The sequence below is a fragment of the Pseudomonas sp. TH15 genome (assembly GCF_016651105.1).
GTDB lineage: Bacteria > Pseudomonadota > Gammaproteobacteria > Pseudomonadales > Pseudomonadaceae > Aquipseudomonas.
Genome location: NZ_JAEKEL010000001.1, coordinates 3,493,044 through 3,506,891, shown reverse-complemented (window position 1 = coordinate 3,506,891; position 13,848 = coordinate 3,493,044). Strand labels below are relative to the sequence as shown.

Genomic DNA, 13,848 nt, shown 5'->3' with positions numbered 1-13,848 from the left:
GCGCCGCCCCCGGTATTGAACAAAACACCCCTATGCAGGAGCTGCCGCAGGGCTGCGATCTTTTGCTCTTGTCTCTGAAAAACAACATCAAAAGATCGCAGCCTGCGGCAGCTCCTACAGGGGGTCAGTCGAGGCGTGGCACGGTGAAGCGGAACTCGCTGCCCCGCCCCGGCTCGCTCTCGGCAACGATCCGCCCGCCGTGGGCTTCGACGATGCCTTGGGTGATGTACAAACCGAGGCCAGTGCCGTTCGGGTTGCCTTCTTTTACTGTCCAGTAACGGTCGAATACGTGCGGCAGATTTTCCTTGGGAATGCCTTCGCCGCTGTCTCGCACGGTGAAGACGATTTCATCGCCAACCGAATGGGCATGCACGCCCACCGTGCCAAGGCGCGGGGTGAACTTGATCGCGTTACCGACCAGATTCGACAGCACCTGAAACAACCGCTCCGGGTCGGCGTGAATACGCAGGTCAGGATCGGCCTCGAAGGAAATACTGATGTCCTTGTCCAGCGCCAGCGGCGTGAGCAATGTCTGCGCCTCTTCGAACATCTGCCCGACATCGAGTTTCTGCGGGGTGATGACGTAGCGCCCGGCATCGATTTTCGAGGTATCGAGCAGATCTTCCAGCAGCGTGTTCATGCGCCCGGCGGCTTGTTGCATGGTGTCGATAGCCGTGGAGATACGCCGCGAGGTGTGCGGGCCATCAGAACTGAAAGCCTTCTGCATCATGCCGCAGAGCATCGAGATGACGGTCATCGGGTTGCGCAGGTCATGCGAGACCACCGCCACCAGTTCATCACGGGCGCGCACCGCTTCCTGCTCGCGACGCACCTGCCGAGCCAGGTCATTTTCCAGTGCCGAGCGGCGCAGATCGTTGGCGGCGAACAGGTCGCCGTGGCTCCACTTGGTGGAAATCCCGGCCATCTCGACCTTCCAGATTTCGAACGAGGTGCGCGGGCGCAGACGCAGGCCGGCGTCGGAGTTTTCCAGGTCCAGTGGCTTGCGTGGATCGCCGCTCCAATTGATGTTTTCTTTGACCTCGGGGCGGAACCACAGCACGCCGTTGTCCACCGGTTTCGGCAGGCTCATGGCAAGCACGCCACTGGCCACTTGCTGATAGTGCTCGGCGGGCGGATAGACGCTGGCCAGGTGATGACTGGCGAAAACCGGCTCGCCGCTGTCCTGCAGCCATTTGTGCAGGGCGCGGATTTGCGCGGGCTCCGGGCAGTTACCGTAACGATGCAACTGATTGTCTTCGATGATCGCGATGCCGCCAGCATTGGTCAGCGCCATGAGCACTTGCGGCTGGTTGGCCAGGCCATCGAAAACATTCTGCGGCGAGTCGACCATCGCTTGATTGAGCAAGGCCAGCGCCTCGACTTTTTCTTCACGCTGGCGGCTGATTTCCAGCGCTTCCATCGCGCTGATCTGCAGCGACAGCACTTGGCCGATGGTCTGGCACGCCGCACGCAATTCATGCGGAACGTGCAACGGCTGACGATTGCCGCAGCTGATCAGACCCCAGAGTTTGTCGCCCTTGAGCAAGGAAATGCTCATCGACGACAGCACACCCATGTTCTTCATGTACTGGCAATGGATCGGCGACACGCTGCGCAGAGTGGCGAAACTCAAGTCCAGCGGTGTTTGCGTATCGGGCCGCAGCTTCGGCACCAGCGGCACCGGTTGATAGTCGGCGTTGGGGATGATCCGCAGCCAATTGGTGCGGTACAACTCGCGGGCCTGCTCGGGGATGTCAGACGCCGGGAAAAACAGGCCGTTGAACACCTCCATCGACGGGTCGGACGCTTCGGCGATCACCTGGCCGTGCCCTTCCTCCTCGAAACGGTAGATCAGCACCCGGTCGTAACCGGTCATCGCCTGGATTTCCTTGACGCTGATGTCGTACAAGGCCTGTAACGTAGTGGCCGCTTGCAGGCGCTGGAGCATCCGCCCCAAATGAGTCTGATTGCCGGCCACGTTGCGCGGCTGAAAGTTATCGACGTGGATTTCCAGTTCCAGAATCAGCACACCCTGATGCCGGTGCAGCAAGCCTTCGAACGCCGAGCCATTGAGCCTGAAGAGCAGCGGCGGCGTGTCAGACAATGCCGGTTGCAGCAAGGCTTCGCGCACTTGCGCGGCTTCGGCGGCACCGATCAGTTGCTCCAGTGGCTGCCCGATCAGGCTCTGCGCCTCGCGGCCCAGCAGGGTTTCAACGTTGGCGCTGACCTGAATGATCGTCAGCGCAGGCTCGCTCAGGGTCAGCAGCAAACCGTGGGGCTGAATTGCGCCGGGGAAACGAATCGGCTCGTCGGCACAGTTGGCCAGCAGTTCTTCAAAGGCTTCTTTGTCTTGCGGAGTCATGCCAGTACCTCCCGGCTTTCGAGCCAACGCTCGAAACAGCTGAATGTGGTTTGTGCGGCCGCAACCACGGCCTCGCGCTCGCCCGCATCCATTGGTCGAGTGCCCAGATATTCAATGAAATCGCGCCAACGACGTCCCGTGGCGGCGCCATAGATATCGAGAAAAGCAGCGCCGTTTTCGGCTTCCAGGCCCAACCGGCTGGCGATTTCCCGGCGCAGGATTTGCCCGCCGAGCGTCGCCCCTTCAAGTACGTAGAGGACACCCAGGCAGGTGGCGGCAGATTCGATGACAGGCAAATGATCGCACTGCGGCAGGCTGCCCAGCGCCTCGGCGGTCAAGCCCAATGCTTGCAGGTCGGCGCGCAAGGTTGGCGCCTTGAGACGAGGCGTCAGATCAAAGTCGGGAGGAATTGAGCCGCTATTGATCAGCGCGTTTTCCAACGGTAGATAGAAGCCGTAATACGCTTGCATCAGACGCACGAAAGCGGGTGTATCGAGCGTATCGGAGAAAAACGGAAGGCGTTTTTCCAGTGCGATGTGCAGCTCAGCAGTGCCGGCTCGCAGATCTTGCAGCACCGGTGGCACATAAACTTCACGGGCCTTTGCTTGCATGTATGTCGCTCTTGGTGGGGCCGCCTGCGGCCATGCGGGGTATTTGAAAAAGGGGGAAATGTTACACGGCAATCGCCGTTTCTGACCGGACAGATAACTTTTTCTGACGAAAGCATCGCCCTCTGACTGTCTCAGAGTTGCGCCATTAACGAAAAGTTCGACCGCGTTGTCCAGCATGGCCGGGCGCTGTACCGCGACAGCTCGGCCTGACTGTATGGGTCTGGGGACGCGTGGGCTGTGATAAAAATGTCTTCATCGTTTCTGGAGCGCCGTTATGGATCTCGCCACTCTCACCCTGTTTCTCCCGGCCTGCTTCGCCCTGAACATGGCCCCCGGCCCGAATAATCTGCTGTCGGTCAGCAACGCGACCCGGTACGGTTTTCGCCGCGCCTGCACGGCCGGCATCGGACGTATTCTGGCGTTTGCCGGGATGATCGCGCTGGCCGGCGCGGGTCTGTCGGTGGTGTTACAGACGTCGGAATGGCTGTTCCACGCGATCAAGATCATCGGCGCAGCGTATCTGTTGTATCTGGCATGGCAGCTGTGGCGGGCCAATCCTGAGGCCGAGCAACAGGTGACCGGGGCTGCAGTGGGGTTCTTCGCTTTGGCGCGTCAGGAATTTCTGGTCGCGGCCGGTAACCCGAAAGCCATCCTCCTGTTTACCGCGTTCCTGCCGCAGTTCGTCGATCCGGCCCGCCCGGTGCCGGCACAATTCGCGGTACTGGGTGTGCTGTTCCTGCTGCTGGAATGGATCGCCATCAGCGCTTATGCCTGGATGGGCCTGCACATGCGCCGCTGGTTCGCCGAGCCGCGCGGCAAGCGGATTTTCAATCGTTGCTGCGCGGGACTGTTGTCGGCGGCAGCTTCGGTGCTGTTGATGGCCAAGCGTGCTTAAGCCTCGGATGGCCCCTTGAGTTCAACCTGGTTACCGTCCGGATCCAAGCAGTACAGCGACAAGCCGTTACCCTCGGCGCCGAAGCGGGTGGCGGCTTTTTCCACGTGCAGACCGAAGGAGTGCAAATGTGCGCTCAGCGCTTCTTCATCGAACGGCTCGATGCGCAGGCAGAAATGATCGACATTACGCCGCTCGGCCCCGGCCGCCCCGCCGCCCTTGCGGCCGAGTTCACCTTGCAGGTCGACAAGATCGATCAACGACGTACCCGCGCGCAGGTGGATCAACCCCAACGGCTCGTTGCGCTTGACCACTTCAGCGCCGAATACCTGGCCGTAGAATTCGATGCTGCGCTGCAGGTCTTTCACGCGCAGGACGATGTGATCAATATGTCGAATCGAAAACGGATGCATCAGACACACCTCAACAAACTGTAGGAGCTGCCGCAGGCTGCGATCTTTTGATCCTGTTCTTTTAAAATCAAAGCCAAAAGATCGCAGCCTGCGGTAGCTCCTACACGGTAGTTCAGGGGGATCGGAAATTCATTGTCGATTTTTCGGTGGAGCCATCGAGAATCTGGTTTTAACCTCATGCCATGAACATACAAACCGCTGTCCTGCCGCCCCACGCCGAAATGGTTCGCGCCATGCTCGAACGCGACACTGCCTATGAAGGCGTGTTCTTCACGGCCGTGAAAACCACCGGGATCTTCTGCCGCCCCAGTTGCACCGCGCGTAAGCCGAAACCCGAGAATGTCGAGTTCTTCGCGCAGGCCGATGAGTGCCTGTCGGCCGGTTACCGCGCCTGCCTGCGTTGCAAACCGCTGGATGCGGCGGCCATCGCGCCGGACTGGGTGCAGCGCTTGCTCAACCGGGTGGACGCCGAACCCGACCAGCGCTGGACCGACATTCAGTTGCAGGCCGAGGGCATCGAGCCGCTGAAATTACGGCGCTGGTTCAAGCAGCATTTCGGCATGACCTTCCACGCCTGGCTGCGTACCCGGCGCCTCGGTATGGCGCTGGGCGGGATCAAACAGGGCGAGTCCATCGACAACGTGGCGTTCGATTCCGGCTACGAATCCCTGAGCGGTTTTCGCGATGCGTTTCAAAAGTTCTTCCACACCACGCCGGGCCGCGCCGCCAACAGCGAGCCGCTGCTGTTCACCCGGCTGACTACGCCGCTGGGGCCGATGATTGCCATGGCCGAAAGTCGAGGGTTGGTGCTACTGGAGTTTCTGGATCGGCCGGCGCTGACCAAAGAGGTCGAGGCATTACAAAACCGCTATGGTTATGCGGTGGCGCCGGGACACAACGCGCATTTGCAGCAGATCGAAGCAGAACTGGCGCAGTACTTTGTCGGTCAACGCACAGAATTCAACGTACCGCTGCACTTGCCGGGCAGCGAATTTGCCCGGCTAGTCTGGGCTGAACTGGCGCAGATACCCTACGGCCAGACCAGCACCTACGGCGCCATCGCGGCGCTGCTGGGCAAACCCGGCGCCAGCCGCGCGGTGGGCCTGGCCAACGGACAAAATCGGCTGGCGATTGTGCTGCCCTGTCACCGAGTGATCGGTGCGGACGGCTCGCTGACCGGCTATGGTGGCGGACAACCGCGCAAGGCGTTTTTGCTCAGGCTGGAAAAAGCTGCGGTGCAGCTCTCGCAGCAACGGCTTTTCTGAGGTATTTGTTCCATCAATCTGAAGGAATTTCAATGAGCACGCTCGATACGCAGTTTCACCAGTTGCACCAGCACGGCCTGTTGATTCTGACCAACGTCGCCGACGCCACCGGCGCGCGGCTGGTGGAGCAACTGGGCGGCAAAGCCGTTGCCACCAGCAGCGCAGCAGTGGCTTGGGCCCATGGTTATCCGGACGGCAACACGTTACCGCTCGAACGTCTGGTGGCGACGGTGGAATCCATCGCCCGGATCATCAGCGTGCCGCTAACCGTGGACGTCGAGGCCGGTTATTCCGATGACCTCGGGCGGGTCGCCGAAGTGCTCGACGCGGTCGTTGCGGCGGGCGCGGTCGGCATCAATATTGAAGACGGCGCGCAAGCACCGGAGTTGCTCGCGCGCAAGATCGAAGTGGCGCGGCAAGTCGCCGACAAGCGCGGCGTCAAGCTGTTCATCAATGCGCGCACCGATGTCTATCTGAAAAGCCTGGTGCCGGCTGAAGATCGCGTCGCCGAAACCCTGCGCCGTGCCGCGCTGTATCAGGCGGCCGGGGCTGATGGACTGTTCGCCGCGGGCGTGACCTCGGCTTACGAAATCGAAGCGATCTGCCGGGGCACGCCACTGCCGGTGAACGTACTGGGCTTTGCCTGCCTGCCGTCGCCTGACGAATTGAAAGCCCTCGGAGTTCGACGCCTAAGCGCCGGTTCGAGCATTGCCGAGTTCTTGTATGGCGCCATGGGTACCCTGGCGAAGAGCTTTCTGGAAACCGGCAAGCTCGACACTCACGACCTCAAGGCCTTCACGTATGGCGAGGTGAACGGCCTCCTGAAAAAATCCTGACCTGCATGCCTGACCTCTATCGGCCTGCCAGTACTTTTCTAGCGTCCCTCGATGAGGACTGGCAGCGCCACATCGCCGCCATCGGCCCTTGCCTGCATCAACCGCATCCAGCGCGCGATCCTTATGAATCGCTGGTGCGGGCAATTGCCTATCAGCAACTGCATGCCAAGGCCGGGGATGCGATTGTCGGGCGATTAGTGGCGTTGTTTCCTTCAGGCGGGTTCCCTCGGCCCGAGCAAATACTGGCGACAGACTTTGAGCAGATGCGCAGTTGCGGGTTTTCTGCCAGCAAGATTTCGACGATTCAGGGGATTGCCCAGGCAACGCTGGACGGTGTCGTGCCGGATTACGCCACCGCGCTGGCCATGGACGATGAAGCGCTGATCGAGCGCTTGATTACCTTGCACGGTGTCGGACGCTGGACCGTGGAAATGCTGCTGATCTACAGCCTGGAGCGGCCGGATATTTTACCGGCGGATGACTTCGGGGTGCGCGAGGGGTATCGGCGGCTCAAAGGGTTGGAGGTGCAGCCTACTCGCAAGCAGATGATTGAGATTGGATTGGGGTGGAGTCCGTTTCGGACGGTCGCTTCCTGGTATTTGTGGCGGGTGCCTGGCAGGTAGACCGCGTTATCGTTCTTCGCGAGCAAGCCCGCTCCCACATTAGATCTGCTGCGAACACAAAATATGTGACCAACACCGATTAAATGTGGGAGCGGGCTTGCTCGCGAAGGCGATCTCACATCCAACACATCAACCAACGCCAATCACAACCCCGACTTCAACCGACTAAACGCCCGAACCAAAGCCCGGTTAAAGTCCTTCCCATTGTCATTCTTGCTGTACAACGAAGCCCGCACCTGCGCCGACGGATACGTCCCCGGGTCATTACGAATAGCCGGATCGATCAACCCGTCCGCCGCCGTAATCGCGTTGGCGTAGTGAATGGTGTCAGTGATCGGCGCAATCACTTGCGGCGTCATCAGGTAATCCATCAACGCCAGCCCTGCCTGCGGATGCGGCGCGTCCTTGGGGATGACCATGGCATCGAACCAAATCAACGTGCCCTCCTTCGGGATTCGGTAATTCAATTTGAACGGCTTGTTCGCCGCCGTAGCCTGACCGGCAGCAATGGCGACGTTGCCGTTCCAGGACATCGCCACACAGGTGTTGCCATTGGCCAGGTCGCTGATGTTCAGGTCGTTGTCGAAGTAGCGGATGTACGGCCGGATCTTCGCTAATTGCTGTTCGGCGAGTTTCAGGTCATCGAGGCTCTGGCGGTTGATGTCCAGGCCCATGTACTTCATGACCGCGGCAAACACCTCGTTGGGATCGTTGAGCAGGCTGACCCCGCAATCGGCGAATTTCGACACCACGGTCGGATCGAACAACATTGCCCAACTGTCCCGTGGCGCATCAGGCAAACGCTTTCTGACCGCCTCTTCCTGTGCACCTACGCCGGTGGTGCCCCAGGCGTAGATCCCTGCGTAGCGATTGCCCGGGTCGAACACCGCCATGTGCTGGCGGAACTCTTCACCGACGCCGGTAAAGTGCGGCAGTTGCTGGTGGTCCAGCGGCTGGATCGCGCCACTCTGGATCGCCCGGGACAGATGCTGCCCCGCCGTCAGCACTAGGTCATAACCGCTACGGCCGGTGAGCAGTTTAGTCTCGACGGTTTCCAGGGAATCGAAGTGATCGGCCACCACATGAATACCGGTCTGCTTCTCGAAATTGCTCAGGGTATCCGGGGCCAGGTACTCGCCCCAGATGTATAGGTTGACCACCGGTTTTTCGGTGTCGGCGGCCTGCACACACAGAGGTGCGAGCATCAGCATTAACGCTTGAGTCAGTTTGTGCAGGCCCATGATCACACTCCTTTTTGGGTGCCGGCGTATTGCGGCATGGTGATGCACGCGACGTTGCCGCCGCCGAGGAGGATTTCCCGGGAGTTTTCGATGCCGACAATCTTGTGCTGCGGGAACAGTTCAGCGAGGGTCGCCAACGCGGCCTGATCCTGACGATCACCAAACAACGGCACCACGATCGAGCGGTTGCCGGCGTAATAGTTGATGTACGACGCGCAGATTTTCGTCCCGGCCTGACGGGTATGGGTGCTGTCCTGCTGATCGAGGCCTTCGGCTTCTTCAGCGGTCCATTCAAGCGCGTCCGGTTGCGGCAACTTGTGCACGATCAACTCGCGGCCACGGCTGTCGCGGGTGCTGCGCAGGATGTCGTAGGCTTCCTGGTAGATCTCCCACTGCGGGTCATCGCGGTTGTCGGTCCATTGCAGCACCACTTCGCCGGGGCGAATGAAACAAGCAAGGTCATCGACGTGGCCATCGGTTTCGTCGAACTTACAGCCCCGGGGCAACCAGATGATTTGCTCGGCGCCGAGGTAATCGGTCAGCCGCCGAGTGACTTCCTCCTTGCCCAAATGCTGGTTGCGATTGCGGTTGAGCAGGCATTGCTCGGTGGTGAGGATGCTGCCCTGGCCGTCAGCCTGGATGCCGCCGAGTTCGGCAATCAACGGGGCGCGGTAACGGTCGAAACGTTCGATTTCGAGGATCTTGCTGGCGATCTGGTCGTCCTTGTCCCACGGGTAGTACAAGCCGCCGTCTAGGCCGCCGTAGGCGTTGAATTCGAAGTCGACGCCGCGCACTTCGCCACTGGCGTCATTGACCACAAAGCACGGGCCGCTGTCGCGGAACCAGGCGTCGTTGCAGGTCATTTCCACCACGCGAACCTGCGGCGGCAATTGACGGCGTGCGGTGGCGAATTGTGCGGCGGAGGCACACACGGTGACGGGTTCGCTCTGAGAGATCGCGGTGACAATCTGCACCCAGACCTTCTGCGCAGGCTTGGCGCCGTTGCGCCATACATCAGTGCGCTCCGGCCAGCCGAGCCAGCAGCCGGACTTGGTTTCGAACTCGCCGGGCAGGCGAAAACCATCGTGCTTGGGGGTGGAATCGAGCAAACGTGCCATGGGCAAACCTCATCAGTGGGGATTGGAATGACCACAGGCTAAGGTCGCAGGCAGACTCCTCGCCAACGATGATTATTGCGGAATACTTGAATTTAACTCATCAATCGACCAGCTGATCGTTGAACCATTCCAGCATCTGCGCCACCGCCGGCCGCTCCATTCGCACCCGTTCGCAGACCAACGCATATTGACCGAGCGCGGTCATGCTGGAGGTGAACGGCCGCACCAAACGCCCACTGAGCAGGTCTTCCTGGGCCGTCAGGTTGTCACCCATGGCCACGCCCTGCCCTTGGGCCGCCGCTTCCAACGCCAACCCGGCGTGAGCGAAATACAGTTGCCGTTGCGGGCGCTGGTCGCCGGCATGGCTGGTGAGCCAAGCGGTCCAGGTCTTGCCATCCTGATCGTCGTGCAGCAGGCAATGGCGGGCCAGATCCTTTGGGGTTTTCAGCGTGCCCTGGTTGAACAGGCCAGGGCTGCACACCGGGAAGAACTGCAACGCCGGCAGCGGCCGGACGAAGTACGCGCTGCTGTCCACCGGGCCGGTGCCGTAAGTGATCGCCAGGTCGATGTCTTCCCCCGGCGCGGTCGCGTCGATGGGTTGTTCGTAGAGGTGCAAGGTGATGTGCGGATAGCGCGCGTAGAAATCCGTGAGGCGGTTCATCAACCACTTTTGCGCCAGTTCGGCGGTGACCGCCAGACGTAATACCGCCAGCGATGACGGATCGCGCAGTTCATCGCAGGCCTCGCCGATCAGTTCGAAGGCTTGCTGCAAGCTCTGCATCAAGCGCCCGGCGGCCATGGTCGGGCGAATCTGCCGGCCTTCGCGGATGAACAGCGACACACCCAGTTGCTCTTCGAGCTGGCGGATTTGGTGGCTGACGGCGCTGTCGGTGACGCACAACTCGGCGGCTGCCCGGCCGAAATGCGCATGGCGGGCGGCACATTCGAAAGTGCGCAGTGCGGCCAGTGAGGGAAGTCGTCGCATGAATATTGAGCCCCTTTTGCCGCCCATGCTGACCGTCGCGCCTGAGCGAGTCCAGTAGGAGCTGCCGGAGGCTGCGATCTTTTGATGTTGTTTTTGAACAGCAAGATCAAGAGATCGCAGCCTGCGGCAGCTCCTACAAGGATTAATGTCGTCCACAGATCTTGTCATCAACACTTGACCCTGTGGCAGCTGGCTTGCCAGCGATGGCGACAACACATCCACCACAACTCTTCTAGGCTAAATCGAACCATTCCAGCCAACCGGAGGCCTCCGTCATGCATTTAGAAGGTTCCTGCCATTGCGGCGCGGTGTCGTTCAGTTTGACCAGCGTCCACCCCTACCCTTACCAACGCTGCTATTGCTCGATCTGCCGCAAGACCCAGGGCGGTGGCGGTTACACGATCAACCTCGGTGGCGATGCCGAAAGCCTCAAGGTTCACGGGCGCAAGCACATCGCGATCTACCATGCGCGGCTCAAGGACGAAGGCGATAAGCGCGCCCACAGCAGTACCGCCGAGCGGCATTTCTGTTCGGTTTGCGGGAGCGGTTTATGGCTGTTCAGCCCGGAGTGGCCGGAGCTGATTCACCCGTTTGCCTCGGCCATCGACACCCCGCTGCCGGTGCCGCCGGAACACACACATTTGATGTTGGGTTCGAAGGCTTCGTGGGTGGAGGTTGAGGTGCAGCCCAAGGACCAACAGTTTGAGGTTTATCCTGAAGAATCCATTGCTCAGTGGCATGAACGCCTCGGCATCAGCACCTGATAACCCCAATGTAGGAGCTGCCGAAGGCTGCGATCTTTTGATGTTGCTTTTAAAGGCAAAGATCAAAAGATCGCAGCCTTCGGCAGCTCCGACACGGGATGTGGGGATTTTGCTGGGCCGGTTCCCTTTTGCCTTTCTCGTTCGGTTAACCCCTCAGAAGCACTTCAACGACCGATCGATTTGATGCAAAGGGATCTCCATGCCGTACGTCCGTTTTCGTTTTGCCTTGTGCCCGTTGGCGCTGGCGCTGCTGAGCCTCAACGCCCAAGCCGCTGAAACTGCCGCCAAAACCGATCAAGCGCTGCAACTGGGCGCCACTAACATTTCTGCCGAGGGTCTGGGCGCCACCACCGAAGACACCCACGCTTACACCACCGGTACCATGTCCTCGGCGACCGGCCTGCCGCTGTCGATTCGCGAAACCCCGCAATCGGTCACCGTGATCACCCGCCAGCAAATGGACGATCGCGGCGTGCAAAGCGTCGGCGATGCGCTGCGCAACACTCCGGGCATCTCCAGCCAGAAATACGACAGTGACCGCACCGAGTTTTCCGCGCGAGGCCTGGCCATTACCAACTTCCAGTACGACGGCATCAACATCCCGTACGACGGTGTTTACGGTGAGAACCCGAACAACGGTGACGACGCCGCCAGCATCGACCGCGTGGAAATCATCAAGGGTGCGACCGGGCTGATGACCGGTAACGGCGACCCGTCGGCCACGGTCAACCTGATCCGCAAGAAACCGACCAAAGAATTCAAGGCGTCGATCAGCGGCACGGTCGGCTCCTGGGATGCCTATCGCACCGTCGGCGATGTTTCCGGTTCGCTGACCGATTCGGGCAATGTGCGCGGACGTTTCGTCGGCGCTTATTCGGACAAGAATTCCTATCTCGATCACTACAGCCAGAAGAAAGACCTGTTCTACGGCATCCTCGAAGCCGACCTGGCTGACGATACCTTGCTGACCTTCGGCATCGACAAGTCCAGCACTACCCCACGCGGCACTTCCTGGACCGGTAACCCGGTGTATTTTGCCGACGGCGGGCGCACCGATTTCCCCCGTCATTTCAACTCCGGTGCCGACTGGAGCCGTCGCGATTTCGACAACATCACCTACTTCGCCTCGCTCGAACAGGCGCTGGCCAACGACTGGAAATTCAAGGTCAGCGTCGACCAGAAAACCACCGACCACGACACCCGTCTGGCTTCGGCGAGCGGCGGCAACCCGAATCGCGCCACCGGTGAAGGCATGTTCATGTACTGGGGCCGCTGGGAGGGGCATCGCGTACAGAACACCGCTGACGTCAACGTCTCCGGCCCTTTCACGCTGGGTGGCCGCGAACATGAACTGGTCGCCGGCGTGATGACCGCGCACTCGCGCCAGACCGGTTCGACCTACGACACCAGCGCCTTCGCCGAAGTCCCGGGAAGCATCTATGACTGGCGCGGCGACTTGCCGAAACAGGACTTCCCGAAGAACGGCAAGTACGAACGCACGCAGAGCCAGAACGGCATTTACCTGGCCACGCGCCTGCACCCGACTGACGATTTGTCGGTGATTCTCGGCAGCCGGTTGAGCACCTTCAAATACAACGAGGACTATGGCTACAACCCTGGTGCCGGGCTCGACGACACCCACGCCAGCTACAAGGAACACGGCGTGGTCACGCCGTACGCCGGGGTGGTTTATGACCTCGATGACACTTACTCGCTGTACGCCAGTTACACCAACATCTATCAGCCGCAAACCTACAAGGACAGCAACGGTTCGACCCTCGCACCGGTCGAGGGCGACAGCTACGAGGCAGGCCTGAAGGCTGCGTATTTCGACGGTCGCTTGAACGCCAGCCTGGCGGTCTTCCGCATCGAGCAGGATGGCGTGGCCGAGTCGATTGGCACCAACGCGGTGACTAACGAAGGCATCTACAAAGCCATCGACGGCGCCACCACCAAAGGCCTTGAGCTCGAATTGGCCGGCGAACTGGCCGACGGCTGGAACGTCTCCGCCGGCTACACCTACGCGCGCAGCCGCGATGCCGATGAGCAGCGCATCTACGGCTATCCGCTGTCGACCACCAAGCCGGAACACGTGGTGCGCACCTTCACCACCTACCGCTTGCCCGGTGTGCTCGACAAAGTCACCGTCGGTGGCGGCGTGAGCTGGCAGAGTGCGTTCTACGGCAAGATCTACAGTGCGCCGGCCGGCGATTACACGCGCATCAAGCAAGGTGGCTACACCCTCGTCGACCTGATGAGCCGCTATCAGTACAACGAGCACCTGAGCTTTACGGTCAACGCCAACAACGTGTTCGACAAGCGCTACCTGACAGGGCTGGGCAACTTCGACACGACGTTCTACGGCGAGCCGCGCAATTTGATGCTGACAACGAAGTGGGATTTCTGATCTTCAGTTGATTTTTTGCTGCCTGTGCCGGCCCCATCGCTGGCAAGCCAGGCTCCCACAGGTTTCGAGGTGTAGCTGAGATCCTGACGACACCGAGTATCCCTGTGGCAGCTGGCTTGCCAGCGATGGCGGTGGGTCAGTCACAACAATGCCGAGCGAACCGGCACCATCGCTGGCAGGCCAGCTCCCACAGGTTTCGAGGTGTAGCTGAGATCCTGACTACACCGTGTATCCCTGTGGGAGCTGGCTTGCCAGCGATGGCGGTGGGTCAGTCACAACAATGCCAAGCGATGGCGGTGGGTCAGTCACAACAATGCCGAGCGGACCGACC

The 13,848-nt window shown here is 60.5% G+C and carries 12 protein-coding genes; 6 read left to right on the top strand and 6 right to left on the bottom strand.

All coding sequences use genetic code 11. The annotated features are described in order from the left end of the window. Nucleotides 1–124: 124 nt before the first annotated feature. Together JFT87_RS15845 and JFT87_RS15840 are read right to left on the bottom strand one after the other, a co-directional pair. Nucleotides 125–2,362: an ATP-binding protein gene (locus JFT87_RS15845; RefSeq protein ID WP_201202624.1), complete on the bottom strand. Its 2,238-nt coding sequence runs from the start codon at nt 2,360–2,362 to the stop codon at nt 125–127. Beyond that, nucleotides 2,359–2,973 (bottom strand): biliverdin-producing heme oxygenase, encoded by a 615-nt coding sequence (locus tag JFT87_RS15840; RefSeq protein ID WP_201205219.1) that lies wholly within the window; start codon nt 2,971–2,973, stop codon nt 2,359–2,361. Before JFT87_RS15840 ends, JFT87_RS15845 begins: the two co-directional genes overlap by 4 nt. Nucleotides 2,974–3,247: 274 nt before the next feature. Between JFT87_RS15840 and JFT87_RS15835 the strand changes: the two genes are divergently transcribed. Beyond that, entirely contained in the window at nt 3,248–3,868 is a 621-nt protein-coding gene (locus JFT87_RS15835) for a LysE family translocator (protein WP_201202615.1), read from the top strand. Here the strand turns inward: JFT87_RS15835 and JFT87_RS15830 are convergent. Beyond that, nucleotides 3,865–4,278 carry a VOC family protein gene (locus JFT87_RS15830; protein ID WP_201202614.1) on the bottom strand — a complete coding sequence of 138 codons (414 nt, stop codon included), beginning with the start codon at nt 4,276–4,278 and terminating at the stop codon, nt 3,865–3,867. The genes JFT87_RS15835 and JFT87_RS15830 overlap by 4 nt on opposite strands. 182 nt (nt 4,279–4,460) lie before the next feature. Here JFT87_RS15830 and JFT87_RS15825 point away from each other — a divergent pair, with 182 nt between their 5' ends. From JFT87_RS15825 to JFT87_RS15815, 3 genes are read left to right on the top strand one after another with little or no spacing between them, the layout of a single operon-like run. After that, the gene (locus tag JFT87_RS15825) at nt 4,461–5,543 is read left to right on the top strand and encodes a bifunctional transcriptional activator/DNA repair enzyme AdaA (protein WP_201202613.1); all 1,083 of its coding nucleotides are present in this window, start codon (nt 4,461–4,463) and stop codon (nt 5,541–5,543) included. A gap of 32 nt (nt 5,544–5,575) precedes the next feature. Continuing rightward, nucleotides 5,576–6,379 carry an isocitrate lyase/PEP mutase family protein gene (locus JFT87_RS15820; RefSeq protein WP_201202612.1) on the top strand — a complete coding sequence of 268 codons (804 nt, stop codon included), beginning with the start codon at nt 5,576–5,578 and terminating at the stop codon, nt 6,377–6,379. Between the two features lie 5 nt (nt 6,380–6,384). Next, nucleotides 6,385–7,002, top strand: a complete 618-nt coding sequence (locus tag JFT87_RS15815) for a DNA-3-methyladenine glycosylase family protein (protein WP_201202611.1) — start codon at nt 6,385–6,387, stop codon at nt 7,000–7,002. 143 nt (nt 7,003–7,145) lie between these two features. Here JFT87_RS15815 and JFT87_RS15810 read toward each other — a convergent pair whose 3' ends face one another. The 3 genes from JFT87_RS15810 to JFT87_RS15800 all read right to left on the bottom strand — a co-directional run bounded on the left by JFT87_RS15810 (nt 7,146) and on the right by JFT87_RS15800 (nt 10,346). After that, nucleotides 7,146–8,243 carry an extracellular solute-binding protein gene (locus JFT87_RS15810; RefSeq protein ID WP_201202610.1) on the bottom strand — a complete coding sequence of 366 codons (1,098 nt, stop codon included), beginning with the start codon at nt 8,241–8,243 and terminating at the stop codon, nt 7,146–7,148. Between the two features lie 2 nt (nt 8,244–8,245). After that, nucleotides 8,246–9,361, bottom strand: coding sequence for an agmatine deiminase (aguA, locus tag JFT87_RS15805; RefSeq protein WP_201202609.1), 1,116 nt, complete (start codon nt 9,359–9,361; stop codon nt 8,246–8,248). 100 nt (nt 9,362–9,461) lie between these two features. Continuing rightward, entirely contained in the window at nt 9,462–10,346 is an 885-nt protein-coding gene (locus JFT87_RS15800) for a LysR substrate-binding domain-containing protein (RefSeq protein WP_201202608.1), read from the bottom strand. Nucleotides 10,347–10,621: 275 nt separating this feature from the next. On the opposite strand from JFT87_RS15800, the gene JFT87_RS15795 reads away from it, so the two are divergent. Further along, nucleotides 10,622–11,110 (top strand): GFA family protein, encoded by a 489-nt coding sequence (locus tag JFT87_RS15795; RefSeq protein ID WP_201202607.1) that lies wholly within the window; start codon nt 10,622–10,624, stop codon nt 11,108–11,110. A 199-nt stretch (nt 11,111–11,309) separates the two neighbouring features. Beyond that, nucleotides 11,310–13,517 carry a TonB-dependent siderophore receptor gene (locus tag JFT87_RS15790; RefSeq protein ID WP_201202605.1) on the top strand — a complete coding sequence of 736 codons (2,208 nt, stop codon included), beginning with the start codon at nt 11,310–11,312 and terminating at the stop codon, nt 13,515–13,517. Nucleotides 13,518–13,848: the final 331 nt, after the last annotated feature.

Coding starts and splice junctions, on each gene's coding strand:
- JFT87_RS15845 (WP_201202624.1), bottom strand. CDS start 2,362: ATGACTCCGCAAGACAAAGAAGCCTTTGAAGAACTGCTGGCCAACTGT.
- JFT87_RS15840 (WP_201205219.1), bottom strand. CDS start 2,973: ATGCAAGCAAAGGCCCGTGAAGTTTATGTGCCACCGGTGCTGCAAGAT.
- JFT87_RS15835 (WP_201202615.1), top strand. CDS start 3,248: ATGGATCTCGCCACTCTCACCCTGTTTCTCCCGGCCTGCTTCGCCCTG.
- JFT87_RS15830 (WP_201202614.1), bottom strand. CDS start 4,278: ATGCATCCGTTTTCGATTCGACATATTGATCACATCGTCCTGCGCGTG.
- JFT87_RS15825 (WP_201202613.1), top strand. CDS start 4,461: ATGAACATACAAACCGCTGTCCTGCCGCCCCACGCCGAAATGGTTCGC.
- JFT87_RS15820 (WP_201202612.1), top strand. CDS start 5,576: ATGAGCACGCTCGATACGCAGTTTCACCAGTTGCACCAGCACGGCCTG.
- JFT87_RS15815 (WP_201202611.1), top strand. CDS start 6,385: ATGCCTGACCTCTATCGGCCTGCCAGTACTTTTCTAGCGTCCCTCGAT.
- JFT87_RS15810 (WP_201202610.1), bottom strand. CDS start 8,243: ATGGGCCTGCACAAACTGACTCAAGCGTTAATGCTGATGCTCGCACCT.
- aguA (WP_201202609.1), bottom strand. CDS start 9,361: ATGGCACGTTTGCTCGATTCCACCCCCAAGCACGATGGTTTTCGCCTG.
- JFT87_RS15800 (WP_201202608.1), bottom strand. CDS start 10,346: ATGCGACGACTTCCCTCACTGGCCGCACTGCGCACTTTCGAATGTGCC.
- JFT87_RS15795 (WP_201202607.1), top strand. CDS start 10,622: ATGCATTTAGAAGGTTCCTGCCATTGCGGCGCGGTGTCGTTCAGTTTG.
- JFT87_RS15790 (WP_201202605.1), top strand. CDS start 11,310: ATGCCGTACGTCCGTTTTCGTTTTGCCTTGTGCCCGTTGGCGCTGGCG.